Source organism: Natribacillus halophilus, assembly GCF_900100185.1.
Classification (GTDB): Bacteria; Bacillota; Bacilli; order Bacillales; family Marinococcaceae; genus Natribacillus; species Natribacillus halophilus.
Window position 1 is genome coordinate 1 of record NZ_FNEN01000016.1, and the last position, 22,153, is coordinate 22,153.

The 22,153-nt window shown below is 38.9% G+C and carries 17 protein-coding genes; 1 reads left to right on the top strand and 16 read right to left on the bottom strand.

The features are described from left to right. Positions 1-435 precede the first annotated feature (435 nt). The 16 genes from BLS58_RS13940 to BLS58_RS14015 all read right to left on the bottom strand — a co-directional run bounded on the left by BLS58_RS13940 (position 436) and on the right by BLS58_RS14015 (position 20,291). On the bottom strand, positions 436-858 hold the full coding sequence (locus tag BLS58_RS13940; protein ID WP_090399410.1) for a hypothetical protein: 423 nt from the start codon (positions 856-858) through the stop codon (positions 436-438). A 39-nt stretch (positions 859-897) separates the two neighbouring features. Further along, positions 898-1,920 carry a proline racemase family protein gene (locus tag BLS58_RS13945; protein ID WP_090399444.1) on the bottom strand — a complete coding sequence of 341 codons (1,023 nt, stop codon included), beginning with the start codon at positions 1,918-1,920 and terminating at the stop codon, positions 898-900. A 14-nt stretch (positions 1,921-1,934) separates the two neighbouring features. After that, positions 1,935-3,380 carry a Na+/H+ antiporter NhaC gene (gene nhaC / locus BLS58_RS13950; protein ID WP_090399411.1) on the bottom strand — a complete coding sequence of 482 codons (1,446 nt, stop codon included), beginning with the start codon at positions 3,378-3,380 and terminating at the stop codon, positions 1,935-1,937. 66 nt (positions 3,381-3,446) lie between these two features. Then, complete coding sequence (locus BLS58_RS13955; protein WP_090399412.1) at positions 3,447-4,550, bottom strand: M24 family metallopeptidase; 1,104 nt, start codon at positions 4,548-4,550, stop codon at positions 3,447-3,449. A 23-nt stretch (positions 4,551-4,573) separates the two neighbouring features. Continuing rightward, entirely contained in the window at positions 4,574-5,635 is a 1,062-nt protein-coding gene (locus BLS58_RS13960; RefSeq protein ID WP_090399413.1) for a M24 family metallopeptidase, read from the bottom strand. A 190-nt stretch (positions 5,636-5,825) separates the two neighbouring features. Further along, positions 5,826-7,373 carry an ABC transporter substrate-binding protein gene (locus tag BLS58_RS13965; RefSeq protein ID WP_090399414.1) on the bottom strand — a complete coding sequence of 516 codons (1,548 nt, stop codon included), beginning with the start codon at positions 7,371-7,373 and terminating at the stop codon, positions 5,826-5,828. A gap of 120 nt (positions 7,374-7,493) precedes the next feature. Continuing rightward, complete coding sequence (locus BLS58_RS13970) at positions 7,494-8,465, bottom strand: ABC transporter ATP-binding protein (RefSeq protein WP_090399415.1); 972 nt, start codon at positions 8,463-8,465, stop codon at positions 7,494-7,496. Further along, positions 8,452-9,480, bottom strand: a complete 1,029-nt coding sequence (locus tag BLS58_RS13975; RefSeq protein ID WP_090399416.1) for an ABC transporter ATP-binding protein — start codon at positions 9,478-9,480, stop codon at positions 8,452-8,454. The genes BLS58_RS13970 and BLS58_RS13975 overlap by 14 nt, the downstream gene beginning before the upstream one ends. Before the next feature lie 72 nt (positions 9,481-9,552). After that, on the bottom strand, positions 9,553-10,455 hold the full coding sequence (locus BLS58_RS13980; RefSeq protein WP_090399445.1) for an ABC transporter permease: 903 nt from the start codon (positions 10,453-10,455) through the stop codon (positions 9,553-9,555). Positions 10,456-10,486: 31 nt separating this feature from the next. Then, on the bottom strand, positions 10,487-11,431 hold the full coding sequence (locus BLS58_RS13985; protein ID WP_090399417.1) for an ABC transporter permease: 945 nt from the start codon (positions 11,429-11,431) through the stop codon (positions 10,487-10,489). A 93-nt stretch (positions 11,432-11,524) separates the two neighbouring features. Next, positions 11,525-12,853: a purine-cytosine permease family protein gene (locus tag BLS58_RS13990; RefSeq protein ID WP_090399418.1), complete on the bottom strand. Its 1,329-nt coding sequence runs from the start codon at positions 12,851-12,853 to the stop codon at positions 11,525-11,527. A 433-nt stretch (positions 12,854-13,286) separates the two neighbouring features. Next, on the bottom strand, positions 13,287-15,020 hold the full coding sequence (locus BLS58_RS13995) for a hydantoinase B/oxoprolinase family protein (RefSeq protein WP_090399419.1): 1,734 nt from the start codon (positions 15,018-15,020) through the stop codon (positions 13,287-13,289). A 3-nt stretch (positions 15,021-15,023) separates the two neighbouring features. Further along, positions 15,024-17,057: a hydantoinase/oxoprolinase family protein gene (locus BLS58_RS14000; RefSeq protein ID WP_090399420.1), complete on the bottom strand. Its 2,034-nt coding sequence runs from the start codon at positions 17,055-17,057 to the stop codon at positions 15,024-15,026. 78 nt (positions 17,058-17,135) lie between these two features. Continuing rightward, positions 17,136-18,062: a proline racemase family protein gene (locus BLS58_RS14005; RefSeq protein ID WP_090399421.1), complete on the bottom strand. Its 927-nt coding sequence runs from the start codon at positions 18,060-18,062 to the stop codon at positions 17,136-17,138. A gap of 22 nt (positions 18,063-18,084) precedes the next feature. Then, entirely contained in the window at positions 18,085-19,110 is a 1,026-nt protein-coding gene (locus BLS58_RS14010; RefSeq protein ID WP_090399422.1) for a proline racemase family protein, read from the bottom strand. Next, positions 19,110-20,291, bottom strand: a complete 1,182-nt coding sequence (locus tag BLS58_RS14015; RefSeq protein WP_245723183.1) for an NAD(P)/FAD-dependent oxidoreductase — start codon at positions 20,289-20,291, stop codon at positions 19,110-19,112. The genes BLS58_RS14010 and BLS58_RS14015 overlap by 1 nt, the downstream gene beginning before the upstream one ends. Positions 20,292-20,466: 175 nt before the next feature. Here BLS58_RS14015 and BLS58_RS14020 point away from each other — a divergent pair, with 175 nt between their 5' ends. Continuing rightward, entirely contained in the window at positions 20,467-22,131 is a 1,665-nt protein-coding gene (locus BLS58_RS14020; protein WP_176764761.1) for a sigma-54 interaction domain-containing protein, read from the top strand. The last annotated feature ends 22 nt before the right edge of the window (positions 22,132-22,153 follow it).

Sequence of the window (22,153 nt, forward strand, 5' to 3'; positions counted from 1 at the left end):
CCGCCCAAACGAGTAAATCACCTTCGCTTTCGCATATTTGGCCTTCGGATCCCATTCGTTGTGCGCCAGTTGCAGGTACGTGACTTGGCTACCATCTTTATTTGTGCGTTTCACTTTTCGTAAGTACATGCCTATATCATAGCACGTATATACCTGAAAGTAAAGATTAATTATCCACAAATGTGTGCCTATTAATAAGTGGGATTTTTACTCTGTCCACAGGGGATAAACGTTTGATATATCAGGATTCTGCATAAAAAAAGAGCACAAAATGTGCCCATGACTGTCGAAGACGAGTCCCACATACTGAAAACAAAAGAACGGACAGCTTCTTACGGGTTTTAAACCCATAAAAAACTGTCCCTTCTTTTCTCAGCAGTTTTCATCATTAACTTTGATTATAATGATACTGGCTATATTATTCATTGTAAACCCTTACATTTTATCGATGCTTCCATTGCCAACCATTGTAGAATTTTCTTCGACTGCTTTTTCCATAGGACTTTGTGTTAACACTAGACAGGCTAGTTGTTGAGACAAGCCGGGGCTGTGGGTCCATTCTATGATTTCAAATAAATTCTGTTGATTATTCCTAGTATTTTTATCATCTTCAAAACTTGGCCAATCAAATGTTTTTTGTATTAATATTCTTTTTAGTCTTTTGATGTCCTGATTCTTTTGCCCCTTTAATTTCAAAGAAGTTTCAAACATGTTTTCTACAAAGTTAATGATCTCATACAAATCAAACACATGTATGTTGTATTTATTTAGAACTTCTTCTAATGAGTTTTGTTCATCATACAATAAGACATAAACTTCAATTTTCTCTTTTATTGTTAAGGTGGTATGTTCCGACATAATTATTCTACCCCTTTCACAATACTACCACGTCCGGACTTAGAACCTTTCCCATAAATCAGGCAACGTTATTCCTGTTGTGAATGGATCGCTCGGATCAACACTCAACTGATGTGTACCGGTAATCCATGCTCTTCCTGAAATGGATGTAATGACTCCTGGATATGGTCCCACTTCAGTTTCTTCTAATATTTCACCAACAAAATTTGTATTTAAAATGCTTTCGTGTACGTATTCGTGCTCTATTCCTAATTCATTCTTTGCATGCAAAATGGCCAATCTTGCTGAAGTAGCTGTACCACAAGCGGAACGGTCCACTCTTCCCGGACTAACAATAGTAGCGTTTCTTCCTTGTCCTCCAACCAAAGGGGGCGCTGTGAAAGTTGTAAAGCTGATTGTATGAATATCTTCATTTTCAGGATGAGCAATAGGAAGTTGAGAAGCTGCAGCCCTTTTTATTTCTTCACCAAGTTGTGATAGCTCTCCAGCTTCTTCATCAATAATTTTATACCCTAAAGACTCTGCATCTACAAAAACAAAAAATGCTCCTCCGTATGCTACATCTACTTTGACTTCACCTAACCTAGGAACTGTAATTTTTTCATCTAAATGTGTTACAAATGAGGGAGCGTTAGTAAATGTAACTCTTTCACATTTTCCGTTTTTACAATGTGCCTCTACATTAATTAATCCCGCTGGACTTTCTAAAGTAATTTCAGTAATTGGTTCAACCATTGGGAGCATCCCGGTTTCAAGTAAAACAGTTACAGTACAAATGGTGTTGCTTCCAGACATTGGAGGATAATCTGTAGCTTCCATTATAATAAATCCCGCATCAGCCATTGAATTTGTCGGAGGTAAAACCAGGTCTGCATGTAATACAGTACTGCCACGCGGTTCGTGGATTAGAAACTTTCTAAATTCATCATTATAGTTTTCTAAATACATTTTTTTATCAAACATTGTTTCTCCTGGTACATCTATTACTCCACCCACAACAATTCTCGATGGTTCGCCTTCTGCATGAGCATCAACCGTGTGTACTAATTTATTTAATTTCATCCCAAGCCCCCATTTCATGATGTAACATCTTTATCTGACTCCACTGGTATTGATTCGTTAGATTGTTCACCAGTTCTCCATATAAACCAGCCTGTGAAACCGTAAATAAGCGATATAATTACTACGAGTATATTGAACCAGGCAAAAGATAAGTATGACATAGTACTAACCCCTAAAACTGCTGCCATATACACTCCACCGTCAGTCCAGGGAACGAGTGGTGTCATAACTGTTCCACCTGCTTCTGTATTACGGGCCAATATACGTTTATCCACATTCATATGCTCATAATTCTTTTCCGTAATTTTACTTCCGGTAATGCTTGATACATAAGCAGCTCCACCAAAAAAGTTACCAAAAAATGCAGTTAACATTGTACTCAATGATAGTTTGCCAGTACTGTTTGCCCATGAAGCTAGCATATTGGTCAGTGTTTGGAGGATTCCTGTCTTTTCCATAAGACCTCCTAGACCAAGAGCGAGAAGAATTAAGAGAATAACGTCAAGCATAAACTCAATGCCGCCTGTATTCAAAAGTTCATCAATGATTAAATAACCCGTTTCTACAGCATATCCTTCATAAAGGGCCATAAACGAGTCATAGATGGATCTTCCTTGGAACAATACAGCCCAAATCGCACCCAGTAAAGCACCAAAAGCAATCGTTGGAATCGGAGGTTTCCTCATAGCTAAAAGAGCAACAACAATCATTGCGGGAATCAACATGTACCACTGAATATTGAAAAATTCTTCTAGTGCGAACATCGTCTCTTGAGCTTGACTCATATCAACAGTGCCCCCGACATAAAATATACCGACAATGATAAACAAAATACTAGCAATAACAAAAGCAGGTAGACTAACAAATAACATCGATCTAATGTGTTCCACGATGTCGACTTTTGTTAAAGATGAAACCAAGACTGTAGTATCTGACAACGGTGAGAGTTTGTCGCCTACATAAGCTCCTGAAATCACAGCCCCTGCAACTAATGGAAGGGGTATACCGAAACTTTGGCCAACTGCTATCATAGCAACCCCTGCAGTACCTGCGGTCCCAAACGAAGTACCTGTACAAAGACTGGTAATAGCACATACAACCATTGCAGCAAACAGGAAAATTACCGGATGAATCATGTTTATTCCGTAATAAATTAGAGTTGGTACAACTCCTCCAAGAATCCATGTACCAATGATTGCTCCAACAGTGATTAAAATCAACGTGGCTTCAAGCCCTCTGGAAATCCCTTCTTGGATCCCATCTTGCATTGAATAATAATTATGCCCCAGGTAAAGTCCAAACAAAATAATCGCTGTCCAGGCTAAAATTAATGCCATTTGAATCGGGATGTCAAATACAGCCAACGATAAGAACATAATGGCAATAAAGACTAATAAGATTCCCAACACTTCTAGACCATTTGGCAATCGAATCTTTCTTTCAGTTGAATCAGTTGTCATTTTTGGAACTCCTTTTTATTATTTTAACGAAAAGGGGGGATGTAGAGCATGTACTTGATAATGTTTTTATAAAATTTTTAAATCAGTTGGATAAGTAGTTAATACTTCGACCCCTCCCGACTCTTTAACATACACGTTGTCTTCAATACGTACTCCTCCAAATTCAGGGAGATATATTCCCGGCTCTATGGTAAACACCATACCAGGTTCTATCTTGTTATCATTTTGATTATGAAGTGAGGGCTTTTCATGTACGTCTATACCTAAACCATGCCCAATGCGGTTGTTAAAATAATCTCCGTATCCCTTTTCAATAATGTATGAACGAGCAGCCTCGTCAATCACACCTAATGGCTCACCAATTTTGACTGCCTCTATTGCTTTTTCGTTTGCTTCTTTTACTATATTATAAATTGTGTGTTTTTCTGCAGTCCCTTCCCCAAACAAAAAAGTACGGGTAATATCGGAACAATACCCATCCACTATCACACCCATATCAATTAACACAAAATCACCCTTACGAATATATCGAGAACCAGGTTTTCCATGTGGTAATGCTGAATTTTCCCCAAATAAAGCAATGGTTGGGAAAGACGGTCCCTCTGCCCCATTTTTTCTCATGTGATACTCAAGTTCAGACACTAAATCAAGCTCGGACATTCCAAACCGAATTTTTTCTTCTCCTTTTTCCATAACTTTTTCAATAGCTTTGATTGCACCTTTAATTTTATGAATTTCATCTTGGGATTTTATTACTCTTAAAGACATGATATATGCCCCAATGTCATAGAAAGAGGTATCATTTAATGTAACAGATAAGTCTTCATATTGTTGCAGACTAATGTGATCCTTTTCTATACCAATGGACAGCAAATTCGGATTTAAAAAATCTGCCAATATTTGTACATGGTCTTCACTGTCCTCGATGGGAATGACATTACCTACAATGGCAGCATTTTTAGCTGCATCTTTATCTAAAGCAGGAACAAATAAATAAACCTCATTGTGACGATTATCTATCACAAGAGCCATGAAGCGTTCAAAAGGTTCGGTAAAAAAACCCGTTAAATAATAGACATTTTTTGGAGAAGTGATAAGAGCTACATTCATATTCGTTTGATGCAAATGTTCTTTTATCCGGTTTATGCGTTTTTCGTATTGATTGTCCATCGATACCCCTTCTTATAAAATATTTAAAGAACGATTAAGTTTTTCGGAGACATTGTTAATACTTCACATCCATTTTCTGTTATAAGCACATCATCCTCGATTCGTACTCCACCAAGTCCCGGGATATAAATGCCCGGTTCAATTGTCATCACCATATTGGGAAGTAAACGTTTGGTAGAGTTACTTGTAATAAATAATTCTTCATGAACATCCAATCCAATACCATGACCAGCACCATGGCCAAATTTTTCTCCATACCCAGCTTTTTCTATAGGTTCCCGTATAATATGATCTAATTCTTTAATCGTTAGATTTGGTTTTAGTGAATTTAAACATTCTGCAAGTGCCTTATGAACAATTGAATAAATCTCTTTAAGTTGAGAAGGAGGTTCTCCAACTGAAACAGTACGGGTCATATCAGAACAATAATCTTGACTTAGTGCTCCAAAGTCCATAGTAACCATATCACCATTTTCTATTTTTTTATCGCTTGCTATTCCATGTGGTAAAGCAGATCGGGCTCCGGATGCAACCACCATCGAGCTTTTTGAGGGAGCGAACCCGGCGGTCTTTATATACTGTTCAAGTTCATTTGCTACCTCCTGTTCAGTCATCCCAATTTTAATCACTTGTAAAATATGGTTAAATGCTTCATCAGTTACATTTACTGCTTCTTTGATAAATTTAATTTCTTGACTAGATTTTTGCATTCTAAAGCTTTCGACAAATAGTTTTGTAGGAACTAACTTTGCAGCAAACGTATTTTGAAAATTTTTATGCTGGGCATATGTTAGATGTTCTTCTTCAAACCCAAGTTTAGCTATCCCCATCTCTTGTAAATGCTTTGCTATTTCTGAGGTATTATTTTTTTCAATTTGCTTTACTGTGAATTCATCTACTTGCTCTTCAGCTTGCTTTGTGTAGCGAAAATCTGTAAGCAGTCTTGCATCATTTTTGGAAATTAATACTATGCCTGCAGTGCCAGTGAAACCTGTGAGGTAACGACGATTTGTAGAACTATTAACGAGAATTCCATCTATATTTAAAGTTTCGAAGGAGTCCCTCAATCGTGATAGTAAATTCATTTTTTTCCTCCCAAATTTATTTAAATTCTTCCCCTTGGATCTATTTGTCGTTAATCGTTATGATATTTATTATAGGCATATGGTATTTCAAAACTAACGATATCTTTTATACTCAGTGAAGTTATAACACCTCTCGCCAATATTAAAAGGAAAACAGGGAAGGGCTCTTCCTTCCCTCTATTTCTATCATCTATTCCATATAAGCATCTTCCAATGAGAAAATAACGTCTGGGTGAAGTTCCACCCCTTGCAATGAATCGTTGTGTGCAAGTATGTTAATATCGTGATGCATTGGAATAATCAACGCTTCATCGATGACATGCTCATGCGCCTCATTAACTAACTCCTGTCTGTCCTCTTCGTCTATTGTTGCACCCGCTTCCTCCACAATAGCGTCAAAATCGTCATTAGCATATTGCGCCCTATTGTTGGCACCTACACTACTACTATGAAAATAACCATCGAGAGTTTCTAGACCATTCATAGAGTTACTAGATCCTAAGGCATACATATCCTGCTGTGCATCAGCGGTGACATCTAACATAGTTTCCCAATCCATCATTTCAATGTTTATATCAAGACCAATTTCTGCCAACTGAGCTTGTGCAACTTCTGACATACGCTGGTAAGCACTTCGATCAGAAGTGTACAAATCTACTTCATACTCATCGTAGCTGTTTTCTTCAACGAGTTCTTGAGCCGCCTCTGGATCATAATCATAACCTGCATCTTCTATCGATTCATCATAATCAGGAACGCCTGGACCAAATAAGGAGTTAGATTCAAAAGCCACTCCTTCAAGCTGTGTCATGTAACTTTCGATGTCCACCCCCATTGCAACTGCCTGCCGAAACTCAAGTTCATCCATCGGTGCCTCTTCCATATTGAAGGATAACCAATATCCAGCTGTTCCTTCTATATCAGTGATACTTACATCTTGCATACCTTCCACACGATCCATCTGCTCTGAATCTATGTCTTCTACTAAATCTACTTCTCCAGTTTCTAACATTGACAGAGCAGTTGATTCATCTGGTACTGTTAAAAAAGTAATATGTTCCAAAGCTGGTTCATCACCCCAGTAATTTTCATTACGTGTCATTTCCAAACTATCACCTTGGTCCCAACTTTCAAATTCGAATGGTCCCGATCCTACCGGCTCTTCCATAAGATCCTGATTCTGATCTGCTTGAGGGCTAATAATTGATGTGCTGCGATTGGCAAGGGCTGGCAGTACATTTGATGAAGGGCCATCTGTTGTAAGCTCCACTGTAAATTCATCAGTGGCCTCAACACTTTCCATAAAATCCAAAACATGAGCACCTGGATTTGCGTTGTCAGAATCCACGAATTCTTCAAATGTATACACTACAGCTTCAGCATTTAAAGGCGTTTCATCGTGAAATTCAATGTCTTCTCTTAATTCAAAAACCCAGGTTTCGTCATCCACATTGTCATATGATTCTACGATCGAGGCTTCAATTTCCCCTGTCTCAGCATCCCTTTCAAACAATCGATCATACATTTGTTCAACAGGCAAATCAGAAATCGTATCCCAAGTCCCAATTGGCGAAAGTCCCACAGGATCATCAGTCATTGCAAACGTCATTTCCTGTTCAACATCATTTCCAGCTTCATCATCGGCTTCATCCTCAGTGGTTTCCGCTTCTCCATTACATCCTACAAGAAGCATCAACATAAAAAGGCTTACTAAGAAGTGACCCCGAAACAAACGCATGTTCTTTTCACCCTTTCAAAAATAAGTTTGTTAAAACACTTCTAACTACAACGTTATTACATCTTATCAATCAAATGTTTCAGACAGCATAATATCACCTCCTGTATACGTAATCCCTTATCACACTTCATGACAGGCAACAAAATGACCCGGATTAATTTCACGCCATTCTGGAATAAGGGTTTTACAGTGATCTTTTGCCATTGGGCATCGAGGCTCAAAGGGACACCCTGTAACCGGCCCGTTTTTCTCATCAGTATCTTTTAGTTTTAACCGTTCTTTGCGTTCGTTTACCGTAAAACTAGGAATTGCTGATAATAGAGTTTTCGTATATGGATGTTTTGGGTAGTTGTATAATACGTTTGCTGGCGCTAATTCGGCCATATTTCCTAGATACATTACGAGTATACGATCTGAAATGTAACGTATAACGCTAAGATCATGTGAGATGAACAAATACGTTAGATCATGATTTTCTTGAAGTGATTGAAACAACTGGATCACTTGTGCTTGAACTGACACATCGAGAGCAGAAACGGCTTCATCACAAACGATAAACTGTGGGTCAAGAGCAAGTGCCCTGGCTATTCCAATACGTTGTCTCTGTCCCCCACTAAACTGATGGGGATAACGTTCTGCATGTTCTTCAGTTAAATCCACCTCTTTCAATAACTGATTAACTTTGGTTTGCCTTTCAGATTTAGTCTTCTTTGTATGAATCAATAACGGTTCTTCAAGAGCACGACCGACTTTTTGTCTTGGATCAAGAGAGGCATACGGATCCTGAAAAATCATTTGCATATCCCTTTTAAGTTGCATTTTCTTTGCTTTTGATACTTTACTGACATCTTGACTCTTAAATTTCACACTTCCTTCGTTCAAAGTTTCTAATTGCAAAATGGTTCGACCAAGGGTTGATTTACCGCACCCCGACTCTCCAACGACACCTAAAGTCTCTCTTGCCATAATGTCCAAGGTAATTCCATTAACGGCATGTATATAATCTTTTTTAAAAGTAAGCGATTTTCTTTTAATGGGATAGGACTTTTTTACACCCTCTAATTCTAATAATGGTCGCTCATTGGCTATCATATAGAACCTCACTTTCACTTACATGATGAGACCATTCACCCGTCTTTTGTAACCAACAATTTACATGGTGATCTGAATCAATGGTAAAAGTACTTGGATATTCGATACTACATTCTTCCATTGCATACTTACACCTGGGGTGAAAGTGACATCCTGGAATGTCATCGTCCAAACTTGGAGGTGAACCGGGGATAGGTTCCAATGGTCTATCTGGACGGTTGATATCTGGAACAGAGTTTAATAAGCCCTCTGTATATGGATGCTTAGGATTCACCATTACATCTTCCACAGTTCCTTCCTCAACAATTTTTCCCCCATACATCACTAAAATTCGATCAGCAATTTCAGTTACAACACTCATATCGTGAGTAACAAACAGAACCCCCATATTAAATTTTTCTTTTAAATCTTGTATTAGATCTAGGATTTGGGATTGAATAGTTACATCCAAAGCTGTCGTTGGCTCATCGGCAATGAGTAATTTGGGGTTGTTGGATAAAGCAATTGCGATCATCACACGCTGCCTCATCCCACCGCTTAATTCGTGCGGGTACTGTTTTATCCTTTGCTTGGGGGCAGGTATCCCTACTAGAGTTAATAATTCTATCACCCGCTCATGTGTGGCTTTTTTTGATAATCCTGAGTGATTCAATATTGTTTCTGTTATTTGATACCCTATGGTAAACACAGGGTTAAGCGCGGTCATTGGATCCTGAAAAATCATCGAAATTTCTTGATTTCTAATTTTACGCATCTGCTTATTAGAGAGATTCCTCATATTATTGCCTTGAAAGTGGATGTTACCATTGGTAATCTCACCATTTTTACTTAACAATTTCATAATGGATAAAAGGGTTATGCTTTTTCCACTCCCCGATTCACCTACAATACAAACTGTCTCTCCCTTACTAACGTTGAAAGTAATATCATTAACAGCTCTTGTTGGTCCTTTCGATGATGAAAATTCAATTTTTAATTCTTCTACTCTTAATAAATTTTCATTCGAATTCTGCACGGATACTCTCCCTCACTTCCAATCACTTATCTTACTACTTCGGTTAGTTCCTCAATCCAATTAATACGCTAATTACTTATTAATATCTGTTTTTGGATCTAATGCATCGCGCAAAGCATCTCCAAAAAGATTAAAGGCAAATACAGATATCATTATTACTATCCCAGGGATAAGCACAAGATGTGGCGCATTAAACATATACTCTTGTCCTTCCGAAACCATCGCCCCCCATTCAGGTGCTGGTGGTTGCGCACCAAGCCCTAAATATCCTAAAGCAGCAGTCGCTAATATTGCTGTACCAATTTCCATTGCTCCGACAACTATTAAAGGAGCAGTACAATTTGGTAAAATATGCTTGAATAGAATCCTTGGATAACTTGCCCCTATTGATCTTTGAGCTGTTATGAATTCTTGTTTCTTCACAGTCAATACTCTACTCCGTAAAATTCTCGCAATACTTGGAATCGCCCAAATTGAAAGTGCAATGATGGTATTTACAATGCTTGGTCCGAGAATGGCTACAATCAAAAGTGCCAGCAAGATATTCGGAAACGCAAACATTAAATCAAGAATACGCATTATAATCCCATCTAGACGTCTGAAATAACCGGCGGTAAGACCTAGAATGGTTCCTCCAATTAAACCAAGAGCCGTTGCAGAGATTCCTACAAACAGGGAAATCCGAGCACCATGTGCCATACGGCTCCATACATCCCGTCCATATTGGTCGGTTCCTAGCCAATGCCCATCACTTCCTGGAGAAAGATACGTTGCACTTAAATTTTGAGCTAGGGGGTCATGTGCAACAATCCATGGGGCAAATATAGCCATGAAAATTTGGATCAAAATAACAACTAAACTAATTAGTGCTAGTCGATTTCTGAGTACTTGTCGAATAGCTTCATTCAATAAGCTTCTAGGTTGTTTTTTTTCTACTATTTGTGTACCTTCTAATTCTGCGTGTGATTTACCCATTTTTCTCCCCCTAAACATGAACTTTTTCTCCTTATTCCCCATAACTAATACGTGGGTCAATAATTATATAAAGCAAGTCAACTATTAGGTTTATAATCACAAAAGTAGCAGCAATTAGAAGCACGCCTCCTTGAACCATTGGAAAGTCCCTTTGTTGAATTGCATCTACTAGCAATCGTCCAATTCCGTTAATAGCAAACACTTCCTCAAGGATTACAGTCCCTCCCATTAATACTCCAAAACTAAGCCCTAGAACCGTAATGGTCGGGATCATAGCATTTCGCAAAGCATGAACCATATAAACTTTTATTTCCCGAACCCCTTTTGACCTAGCAGTTTTAATGTAATCAGAACCCAACACCTCCAACATTTCTGAACGAGTCATTCGTGCAATGGTTGCAGCAGAACTTAATCCAAGAGTCAAAGCAGGTATTATAGTTTCTTGAATACCTTCGAATGTAAACCAAGGAGAGTTAAATCCTCCAACCGGAACCCATTGCAAAATTACAGCAAATACCAAGATAGCCATCGTTCCCAACCAAAAATTTGGAATAGACAGACCTAGTAATGAAAACGAAGTAGCGGTGTAATCAAGCCAGGATCTATGCCTTAAAGCTGCAATTATACCTATCGCTATACCAAGAACTGCTGCAACAGTCAAACCGGCTGTTATCAGCCTCACAGTATTCGGCAACCTAAGCAGAATAGCTTCCCCAACATTCTGGCTAGTCTGATAAGAGTAACCTAAATCTCCCTGAATAAGACCAGCCATATAGTCCCCATATTGTACGAAGAAAGGGTCATTAAGTCCCATGTCTTCTCTTATCTGTTCAACTGTTTCTGGAGGTGCTTCTTCTCCAGCTATAAAAGTTGCAGGATCTCCCGGGGCTATATGCATACTAAAGAAAACAATAAAAGAGACTCCTAGCAAAATAAAAATCATTTGAAAAATTCTTTGGAATATGAACTTCGTCAAAATAACCCCCCTTTTGATTGTTCAAATTTTACACAGTAACAATATTATTATTCTTGTAATTGTTAGGTTTCAAAGAGAAAAATCACTTAAGCTTTATATATTTACATTAGTATCTTCTTTTTCATGATACATCTCTTTTGTAAACTGATCTGGTTTTACATTAGCTTTAATTTTCATTCCTGCATAATAACAAATCATCGAAACAAATAATGATTGAAGTGCAGGTATGCCTATAGGATAAATATATTCGGTTATATAACCCACTCCTATACCGAGAACTAAAGCCCCAGTAGCAACCCAATTCCATCCAAGTTTATCAATCCACTTTTTATTACGTATAAAAAAGAAATCTGCAAACATGATTCCTGCGATGGCTGGATAGATAACCGCTAAAATTACAAGAAATTCCTCAAAGAAATCTAGTATACCTACTAATGCTAACAGGACACCTCCTAATGATCCTATTAAAGTTAATAGGGCTCTCCCTTTACCAGAATCAATATTAAACATGCTGGATGCAGCCAGACCTATTGAATAGCTAGAAACTAATTGACTAGTCCATAATGCCAACCATAATATAAGAAAGCCCCAAAAAGGAAATCCAAGGTCTTGCATAACGTTTACAATATCTGCATCGCCTACACCTACCGACATCACTGCACCGGTCATAAAAAATATCAATCCGATAACTACTATTCCTAAAGGAATTAAAGTTTGATCTTTTATGGTGGGCTTTGAATGTCTTGTAAAATCAGAAGCTATTAACCATTGAGCTACATTCGCTCCTAGAACTAAACTTATAGCACCAAAAAACGTTATGGAAGGATCAGGATCCCATTGAAGAACAGCTTGCCACCCTCCGGCACTACTAACAGCAAAATAGACACCGGATATGACGAGTAACAGGCCAGCAGGAACCGCAATATAGTCCGTCCATTTCATAGAATTATAACCTATAATAGCTGGAGCGGCGAAGATGAGGCCATTTATTAGTGTTAACACTGCCCAAAGTATCCATTGTTCATTATAATTAATTCCAAATATGACAGACATAGCGTTTCCCGCAGTAGCAGTATTTATACCAAACCATCCAGCGTTGAGTAATATAAGAGCAAAACCTACTATAAACCTCGCCTGTAGAGATCCAAAACTTGTTCTAGCGATGACAGATGCAGGCCTTCCCGTCTTAGCCCCTAAGTATCCTTGAATAGCATTTCCTATCCACTGTATTATCACTAGTGCAACTAAAAGGATAAAGAATATATCTGTCAGGCCAAAACTTCCAGCAAGTGTTGCCCCCACCATAATGACTGGAACGGCAAACTCCAAACCCCCGAAAATGGTAGCAGGCACTAACCAGTGGGCTCTGTCCTTTTCAGAAGCTGGTGTAAACACCGTGTCCTTGTCCATCATATTAGACATTAAAACAACTCCTCGTCTAAATAATAAATCATGTAAAATTCACCTTTGGGCCAGCGACATTTGAGAGGTTTGTTTCGATTTCTATCTCATCGTAAGAAGTGGTGACCTAAGCGTGTCTACAGTGGGATACGAAAGATCGATACCTACAGTTTAATTAATGGTATTTTTAAAGGGTTTCGTAGTACGGGCACTGTCCTTGGCTATTTCCATTATGGATGCAAACATAACGCTTCAAACCTCGTTTTCATTCTCAGTGCGGTTTCGCGAAGCGCCATGTTTGTTTTATTTCATATTCTAAGCTTTGTGTCATTTTCAATCAGCCATTATCTAGTGCAACACTTTAGGAACCTTAATCTTCTTTTGATGAAATAGAATGGTTTCGTAGCTATTGTTTTTAAAATGGACATAGGACTAACTAGTAGCTTTGATCATTTCACTTATTTCTTTGGTTTAGTGTTTCTTCATAATCGATTTCCCAGTCTTCAGTTAAAACGACACCATACTCATTAAGAGCATCATTTGTATCAATATAGCCGTCTAGTACATCTTCGCGTACTAACTCTGGCGTGCGATGAAAAGGAGGTCCAAATCCGCCGCCTCCACCTGTTTCTACTTTTACTATATCACCTGATTCCAGTGACTTCCCGCTAACTTTTAGCATAGATTCAACACTGTCATTTTTCTGAACAGTTACGTTAGGTGGCGAACCCGATTGTCCTTCAAATAACCCCCAAGCCGGTGTTATCGACCGTTCAAACCATAAAGTTAACGAAGCATCATCAGAACAAATTTCATACTCTCTAATTACTCCTAAACCCCCTCTACTTTTTCCAGGACCTCCTGAATTATTGCGTAATCCATAATGCTTTAACTTTAACGGGTACTTTCCCTCTAATACTTCTACTGGCATATTTTTGAAGTCTCCATTTGCATTGTTGATTAGACCTGATTGTCCATCGTCTTTTGCAAATCCACCCCATCCACCAGCAGTGGGCTCTACATATAAAAAGGAAGTATCTTCTCTATTATCAGAACCATATAGTGTAATAACCATTGAATCTCCATAATGAGCCGCTGCGCTTTGATCCTTCAAAACCGGCGAAAGGGCCTTAATCACAAGATCAATTAACAATCCTAATGGTGTGAAATACCATCCACAAGCAGCAGGTTCTTCTGCACTCATAATTGTACGTTCTGGAACGAAAACCTTCATAGTTTTGAAATTTCCACCAGTCACCGGACTTTCTGATCCAATTAAATGCTTAAAAGCAACTCTGCATGCAGATATAGTTTGAGCTTTACCACAATTGGTCATACCTGTACGTTGTAGGCTAGTTCCAGTTAAGTCTATATTTATATTCTCCCTTTCAACAATCACTTTTACCTTTACACGCACAGGGTCATTAGTCACCCCGTCATTATCCAAATAACCTTCTTCTTCGTAAATTCCATCGGGAATGCTTGCTATATTATCCCGATCAATAATTTCAGACTGCTTAAAGATATCATCTACTGCACGTCTGACCTTTTCCAAACCATAATTGTTTATAACTTCATTGAATCTCCTTTCTCCAGTCCTACAGGCTGCTATTTGGGCATTTAAATCTCCTAATGCTGATCCTTGAAAACGACTGTTCATTGTTATAAGATCAATAACATCTTTTACAGGCTCTCCCTTGCTATAAATTTTTGTAGGAGGGATACGAATCCCCTCTTGATAAATTTCTGTAGCATCTGTTGGGGAGCCCGGATCCTTAGCTCCAACATCCAACCAGTGGGCTCGTGTAGCCGAAAAGCCTACGAGTTCCTCTTGATAAAAAATTGGGGAGATAACAGTCATATCATTCAGATGAGCACCGGCTAGATAAGAATCATTCAATAGATAAACATCTCCTGGAGAATATTTATCTTTTCCCCCTATATAGTTTGTCGTAAGATTAATACATTCATCTAAATTTCCTAAAAAAAACGGGAGACCTGAAGACTGACCCAGCAACTCAGCGTTTTCGTTGAAGATACCGACACTACAATCCTTCATTTCATAAATAATAGGAGAGTACGAGCTTCTAGCTAGACTTTCATTCATTTCTTCAGCTGCTGATATTAATGCATTTCTAATAATTTCAGTTGTAATTGGGTTTTCTTTTAAATTTTGTTCTAAACTCACTCTTCATTCCCCCCTCGTTAATTCCAAATTGCCAAAGTTATCTACCTCTACTACAAAATTTTCTGGAACTACAATGGTAGAACTTGGTGTTTCGATTATAGTAGGTCCAGTTATTTTGTGGCTTGGAAATAAATCATCTATCGAATATACTGTTGTGTTTTTTCTTTTGTTTTCCCATATTACCGGTTTCGTTTGAATTGGAAATGCTTCTTTCTCTGCTGCACCTAAATTCTTTCCCTGTTTTGCTTTATCAATATATCCAGTAGCAATCAAACGAAGATTAACAATCTCCACGATACCATCACGATTATTATGTCCATAAATATTGAAATGCTTGTCATGAAAGCTTTCTTTTAGCTCTTCTAACGACTTTTCCTCAACAATGGTGGTATACAGAGGAACAGTAACTGTGTATTCTTGTCCTGCATAACGTAAATCAGCCAAACACTGAAATAGCATATCTTCTTCTTGAATTTTTTGTTGTGATAAAATCTCTTTAGTACTTATTTTCATTTCTTCATATAAACCATTCATTTCAGTTACATCACTTTCATCCAATACAGACACATAAGTTCTCACATCATCATGGCGAATATCTGTTTGCAACATGCCCCAAGCCGAAAATGTTCCAGCGATAGCAGGTATCTTAACTTTATTTATTCCTAAATGTTCAGCTATAAACATGGCATGCAATGGTCCTGCTCCACCAAAGGCTACTAACGCAAAATCTCTCGGATCGATGCCTTTACTCACAGTTAATGTTCGAATTGCATCTGCCATTTTTGCATTGGCAATATCACATACCCCTTCAGCTGTTTCCACTATACTTAAGCCTAACTTATTTGCTATATCCTCGATCACTTTGTATGCAGCATCTACATCTAGTGACATATCACCCCCTAAGAAACTTTCAGAATCAATTCTACCTAAAATCAAATTAGCATCTGTAACTGTTGCTCTGTTACCACCTTTTCCATAACATGCAGGGCCAGGATCAGAGCCTGCGCTTTCAGGCCCGACTCTCAAACCGCCCCCTTCAACCCAGGCGGTGGAGCCTCCACCTGCACCTATTGTGTGAATATCAACCATCGGAGTCATGATAGGGAATTTTTCAAGTTCGGCTTCAGCAGTAACATCGGGCTCACCATCGACAGCTAAACTGACATCAAAACTAGTTCCTCCCATATCCACACATATGAGATTTTGATGATCGCTATTTTGCCCAACCTCAATACTACCAATCGTGCCTCCCACAGGGCCGGACATTAATGTTTGCACTGGAATTTCTTTAGCTACTTCAGCGGTCATAACACCCCCGTTCGATTGCATTATATGAAGATTACTCCTTAGACCATTCAATTCGGCCTCTTTTTCAAGCTTCTCCAAATAATCTTCAATTATAGGGGCAACATAAGCATTAATAACAGTAGTACTTATACGCTCATATTCCCGCCACTCTCTTACCATCTCATGAGAAAGAGAAATTGACATTGTAGGTAATCTCTCTTGCAGGTACTCTTTTATCATTTTTTCATGATCGGGGTTTTTATAGGCATGAATTAAACAAATGGAAACAGAATCAAAATCCTGATTTTCTAAGGATTCTACTAATTGTTCTAAATCATTCTTCCTTAAAGGATTATCAACACTGCCATCAGCTGACATCCTTTCTTCTACCTCTATAATATGTCTTCGGCTGATTAACTTTTCAGGTTGTCGGTATTGGATATTATAAATTTCCGGGCGATTTGCTCTCCCAATTTCATATAAGTCCTTAAACCCTTTAGTTACAACTAAAGCCATTTTCGCTCCTTTTCTTTCCAACAAAGCATTTATACCAGCGGTAGTTCCATGTACAAAAAAATCAACTTCACTTAGATCGGTAACTAATTTTTTAATTCCATTGATTACTCCGTTGGACAAATTATTAGGAGTACTAGGAGACTTAGCTGTTGTGTATCTTCCAGTTTCATTGTCTAAAAGAACGACATCAGTAAAGGTACCACCAATATCGACTCCTAAGTGGTAACGACTCATTCTTATTCCACCTTTAATAAAATTTTGCACTTATTACCACGACTTTATTTTTATTATTTTTATGACAAAACATTATGTTTAAATTAGAAACCCTTCATACAGTGGGTCATCCGGGTCTAACACAAATCGATTCATACTTAACACTTTTGGTGTCAATTCGATACTCGCAACCATTGATTCACCTTCTGTATGATCTAGTGATACTGTTATCGACTCACCAGATAACCCTAGCGGAGACCAAGAACTCTGGGTTTCTATGTTTACATTCTTTGCCTGGATCGCTACTTGCGCTATTGCCCCTTCCAATGGAGAACGGCTAATCGTTTGTGATTGTAGGATTGTAATTAATCGATCTCCTTCCTCTCCCTCCTCCGAAACAATTATACCTTCTAGATTCAAGTGGGATGGCCAGTTATAATCTAACTCTGCTGCCAGCTGTTTCAACTCATTCATCCCTGTCGCATCCAAAGGAAACGGTAGGATATCAGATGGAAGAACAGCATAATTTCGTTTACCAATGGTTACAAGATTTGCTTCTTCGTTGTTTTGATAAATAGGCAAGAGAACCTTTTCTTCATGTACAAGAGCCTGCGTGTGAAGGATAACTTTCACATCTCTGTTACCAGGTTGTATAGTAGCTTCCACCAAGCCATCAGCTGTGTCAACATAAACAGTATCCCTTTGCATTTTTCCTGTTTCATGTAGATAAGAAATAGCAGCGGCTACTCCTGACAAGGAAAAACTTCGAAATCCTCCCTGGTCCATAAAAAGGAGTCCAAAATTAGCTTCTGGGTTAACTTGCTCGGTAATGATACAGCCGGTCATTGCCCTATGTCCCCGCGGTTCACGTAAAAGCAGTTTTCTCTTCGCCTCTAAGTGTCTTTCCCCATAGACTTGCTTATCCAGCATTGTCGTTCCTATAACATTAATATCAGTCCAAATTCGTATGGCATTTCCCGCGACATGTACATCTGTAGTTGTTAATACGTTGCTTAAATCAAGCATCAAATTTTCTCCTTATTCATTTCTAACTATGGCCATTCATAGGAGGAACGAGTAAAAATCCTTTCCCAGCTACATCGTCTTGATCATGGAAAAATTGATGCATACCCATGAGCCAAGCTGAACCCTTAATCATTGTTGTTACAGATTTGTGCGTATCAAAAGATTCAACTTCAATAATACGTGCTTCAAATAGTGAGCCTACAATGCTTTCATGTACAAATGTGTCCTTTTTTTGCCACCTTTGATAATGATGAAGGTTCGCAAGTTTAGCAGAAGTCCCTGTTCCACATGGAGAACGATCAATACCTCCTGGAGGAACAATGACTGTGTTTTTCACATGGGCTTTCGGATTGTCCGGAGTTGTAAAAAATTCAACATGGGTTACGCCCTGAATAAATGGTTTTTCAGGATGCTGGATAATGACGTTTTCGTTCACAGCATTACGAATCCTAATGCCTTTATCAACAATTTCCGGAGCATTTTCTGGTGTGAGGCGTAATCCGAGAGAGTCAGCGTCTACAATCGCGTAAAAGTTTCCCCCATATGCAATGTCACAGGAAATTGCACCAATATCAGTTACATTGACATTAACGGTTTCCATATGAAATGCAGGAACATTTTTGAACTCAACTGCCTTAGCTTTTCCATTTTCAATTTCGACTTTTGCTTGAACAAGACCAGCTGGGGTATCCAAATTGATCCACGTGTCAGGAGAAGTCGCTTGTACTACTCCGGTTTCCACAAGAGCAGTGCAAACCCCTATAGTGTCATGGCCACACATCGGAAGATAACCTCCGGTTTCGATGAATATAACGCCAAAGTCCGCTTCTGGGTGATATGGTTCTACTAAGAGTGCGCCTGACATTACATCATGTCCACGCGGCTCATACATCAGTAACCGCCTGATCCAGTCATGTTCTTTTTGAACTTCCAACATTTTTTCATCCATGGTTTTTCCTTTTAATTTCGGAACCCCACTAAGAACTGTTCTGGTCGGATTTCCTCCTGTATGTGTATCTATAGTGAAAAAAACGCCATCTGCTTTCATTATTGCGTCACCTTTTTCTGAAATCGTTGTAGAGATAAAGGTTCCGGGGGTACAATCAATCCCTTTTCTTCGTTAATCATTTCTGAAACAAGCTTACCTGTTACCGCTGCCAAACTGATTCCGTCACCTTCATGACCAGCAGCAACATAGAAACCGGGCATATCATCCACTTTAGATACAATCGGTAAATGATCTTCCGTCCAGGGACGAAAGCCCGTATATGCGCGAATCATCAGCATATCTTCTATTCCTGGATAAAAGCGGATCGCGCGTCGCGCAATAGTTTGTACGACACGATGATTGACAGCGCTATCAAAACCAATGAATTCTCGGCTGCTTCCGATGAGAAAGTTTTGGCTCTCCGTCGGTTCAAAGACAAGCGCTACACCGTATCGTTCTGTTTCTTCATCAACTTGCCGTTCACCGCCAAATTTAGACATCAAGTATCCGAACTCCATCACTTTTCTTTCTCCAACAGGTTGGGAGCGTGAGGATACTAAGATATGTCCTTTTCGGGGATAAATAGGAATATCCAAACCGACCATTGCTCCAATTTCTCGCGCCCATACACCAGCGGCATTTACAACCTTTTGGGCATGTACTGCCCCATCTGTTGTATCTATTTTAAAATGCCAATCATTTAGATGTTGAATGTCTTTGACCTCAGTATGAGTGTGTAGTTGACACCCAAAGTTCATTGCTTCTTCCATAAGAGCATAAGTGAGCAAATACGGGTTCACAGTTGCATCGGATGCACACTCAAGGCCTCCCGGCAGATGGTCAGAGAAGTAAGGAGATTCCTGGTGAATGTCCTCCCGATCAAGCATCCGAAAAGGCAGTCCGGCATCCTTCTGTAGTTGAACCCATTTTTCTGCAGCTTCCATTTCCTGTTCTGATTCGCACACAAGAATACTCCCCGGATTTCTGTATTCAAAAGGTAATGTTAATTCTTCCGATAATTTTTTGACCAGATGTTGACTTTGCAAGGACATTTGGCTATCGAATCCCGGATCTTTATCAATGGCTAGAATATTGCCATCACATTTGGAAGATGTCCCACTAGCTACGTCGCCTCGATCAAGAACTGTAACCGTGTTTCCAGCTTTCCCAAGATAATAAGCGATTGCAGCTCCTATAATCCCTCCACCAATAATAGCAATTTCTGTATTCGTATCCGACAAGAAGAACCTCCTTTCTGACTCACTATCTCTAATAATGCAATGTTCATGCCAATTGGCAACCATACTTTTTTTATTGTAATTTTGGCAGCTAATATAAACAGTATGGTATGATAAAATTGATCGGTGACTAAAAAAATAGACATGCATGTCTAAATTATTTAACAGGAGTTGTATCATGAAACAGTTTCATTTGGATGTAAACCAATTTTTGAACACTGATATTGACTTACTTGAAATTAACAATTGGGAACAATTGCAAGAGATTAAAAATGGTTTTGTCAATTATAATAATAATTACTATATGATTACAGATGGCCTCCTCAAGCAAGCGACGCTTATTGACAACTCTGTGGAATTTCATGTGGCGGCTCATGCCCTTTATGAATATTCGGTTGTACTTGTCGCTGAGCATGATGAGATTAAGGGGTATTTATCGGTAAACGAAATGCTTCCGCAATTGGTACATCATTACCAAACATTACTTTCCTATTTTACGACTATTACTAAAACAAGCGAGGCATCCGTGACGGTTATTAATGATAAGCGGGAGGTTATTCTCTGGACAGAAGGAGCGGAAAGAATCTTTTCTCTTCCTCATGAAAAAATTCAAGGCGATGACATCACAAATCATTTCGAAGAAGATAAGCTTGCCGTCACCGATGCCTTGTATAGAGGCCAAACATTGCAACAAAGTCATCATCTCCCTCGGAAGAATGTATTTGTTTTAATCAATACTTCACCGGTGTATGTTAACGGCAAAATTGTTGGCGCTGTCGCTTCTGAAACCGATATAACCAGTCAAGTTAAATTAAACCGCGAATTAATGCAGGCATCGGAACGCATCCATCGTTTAGAACAAAATTTACAAACGCTTCAACCAAGCGACGATCCTTTCCGAGAAATCAAGGGACAAAGCCCCCCTTTAGAACACACGAAACGTATGATTGAAAAATTAAGATACACAGATGTGTCGGTTTTGATTTTAGGTGAGAGCGGGGTTGGCAAAGAGCTTTTCGCAAAAGCGATTCATGAAACGCGGGAAACCAAGGATAGCCCTTTCATAGCCATAAATTGTGGAGCTATTCCAAATGCTTTATTTGAAAGTGAATTGTTTGGTTATGAACGGGGGGCTTTCTCAGGCGCTGATCAAAAAGGGAAAAAAGGTAAGTTCGAATTAGCACGCAATGGAACACTGTTTTTGGATGAAATCGCTGAAATGCCTTTAGATATGCAAGTGAAATTATTACGCGTATTACAGGATAAAAAGTACTTTGCCGTCGGAGGTTCTTTAGAGATTCAAGCAAATTTCCGAGTGATCGCTGCTACCAACCGGGATCTTGATCAACTCGTGGAAGAAGGCCTTTTTCGCGAAGACTTATACTATCGATTGAATGTTGTGAATTTAACCATCCCACCATTACGAGAGCGTAAAGAAGATATTGTTCAACTCGTTCATCACTTTTTATATGAATTATCTGTACGATACCATAAACCCATTCCAGATTTATCTCCTCAATTCATGAACGCACTGTTGAAACACAATTGGAAAGGAAATGTACGGGAATTACGCAATGCTTTAGAACGCCTCGTCGTTTTTTCTAATGATGGAGAAGCGTTTATGGAAGATTTACCTTTCCTTGCCAAGCAAGAGTCAGTTCCAATGAACAATGAATCCAATGGACAACCACAGACATTGCAAGCTTCTATGGATTTGCACGAACGTCAACTATTAATCGAAGCGTTAAAACGTTCGGATTCTAATAAACAACGCTGTGCTACCGATCTCGGTATTAGTCGCGCAACACTCTACAACAAGTTGCAAAAACATAACCTTGAATGAATGTTGGCATCTTTTTTGCACT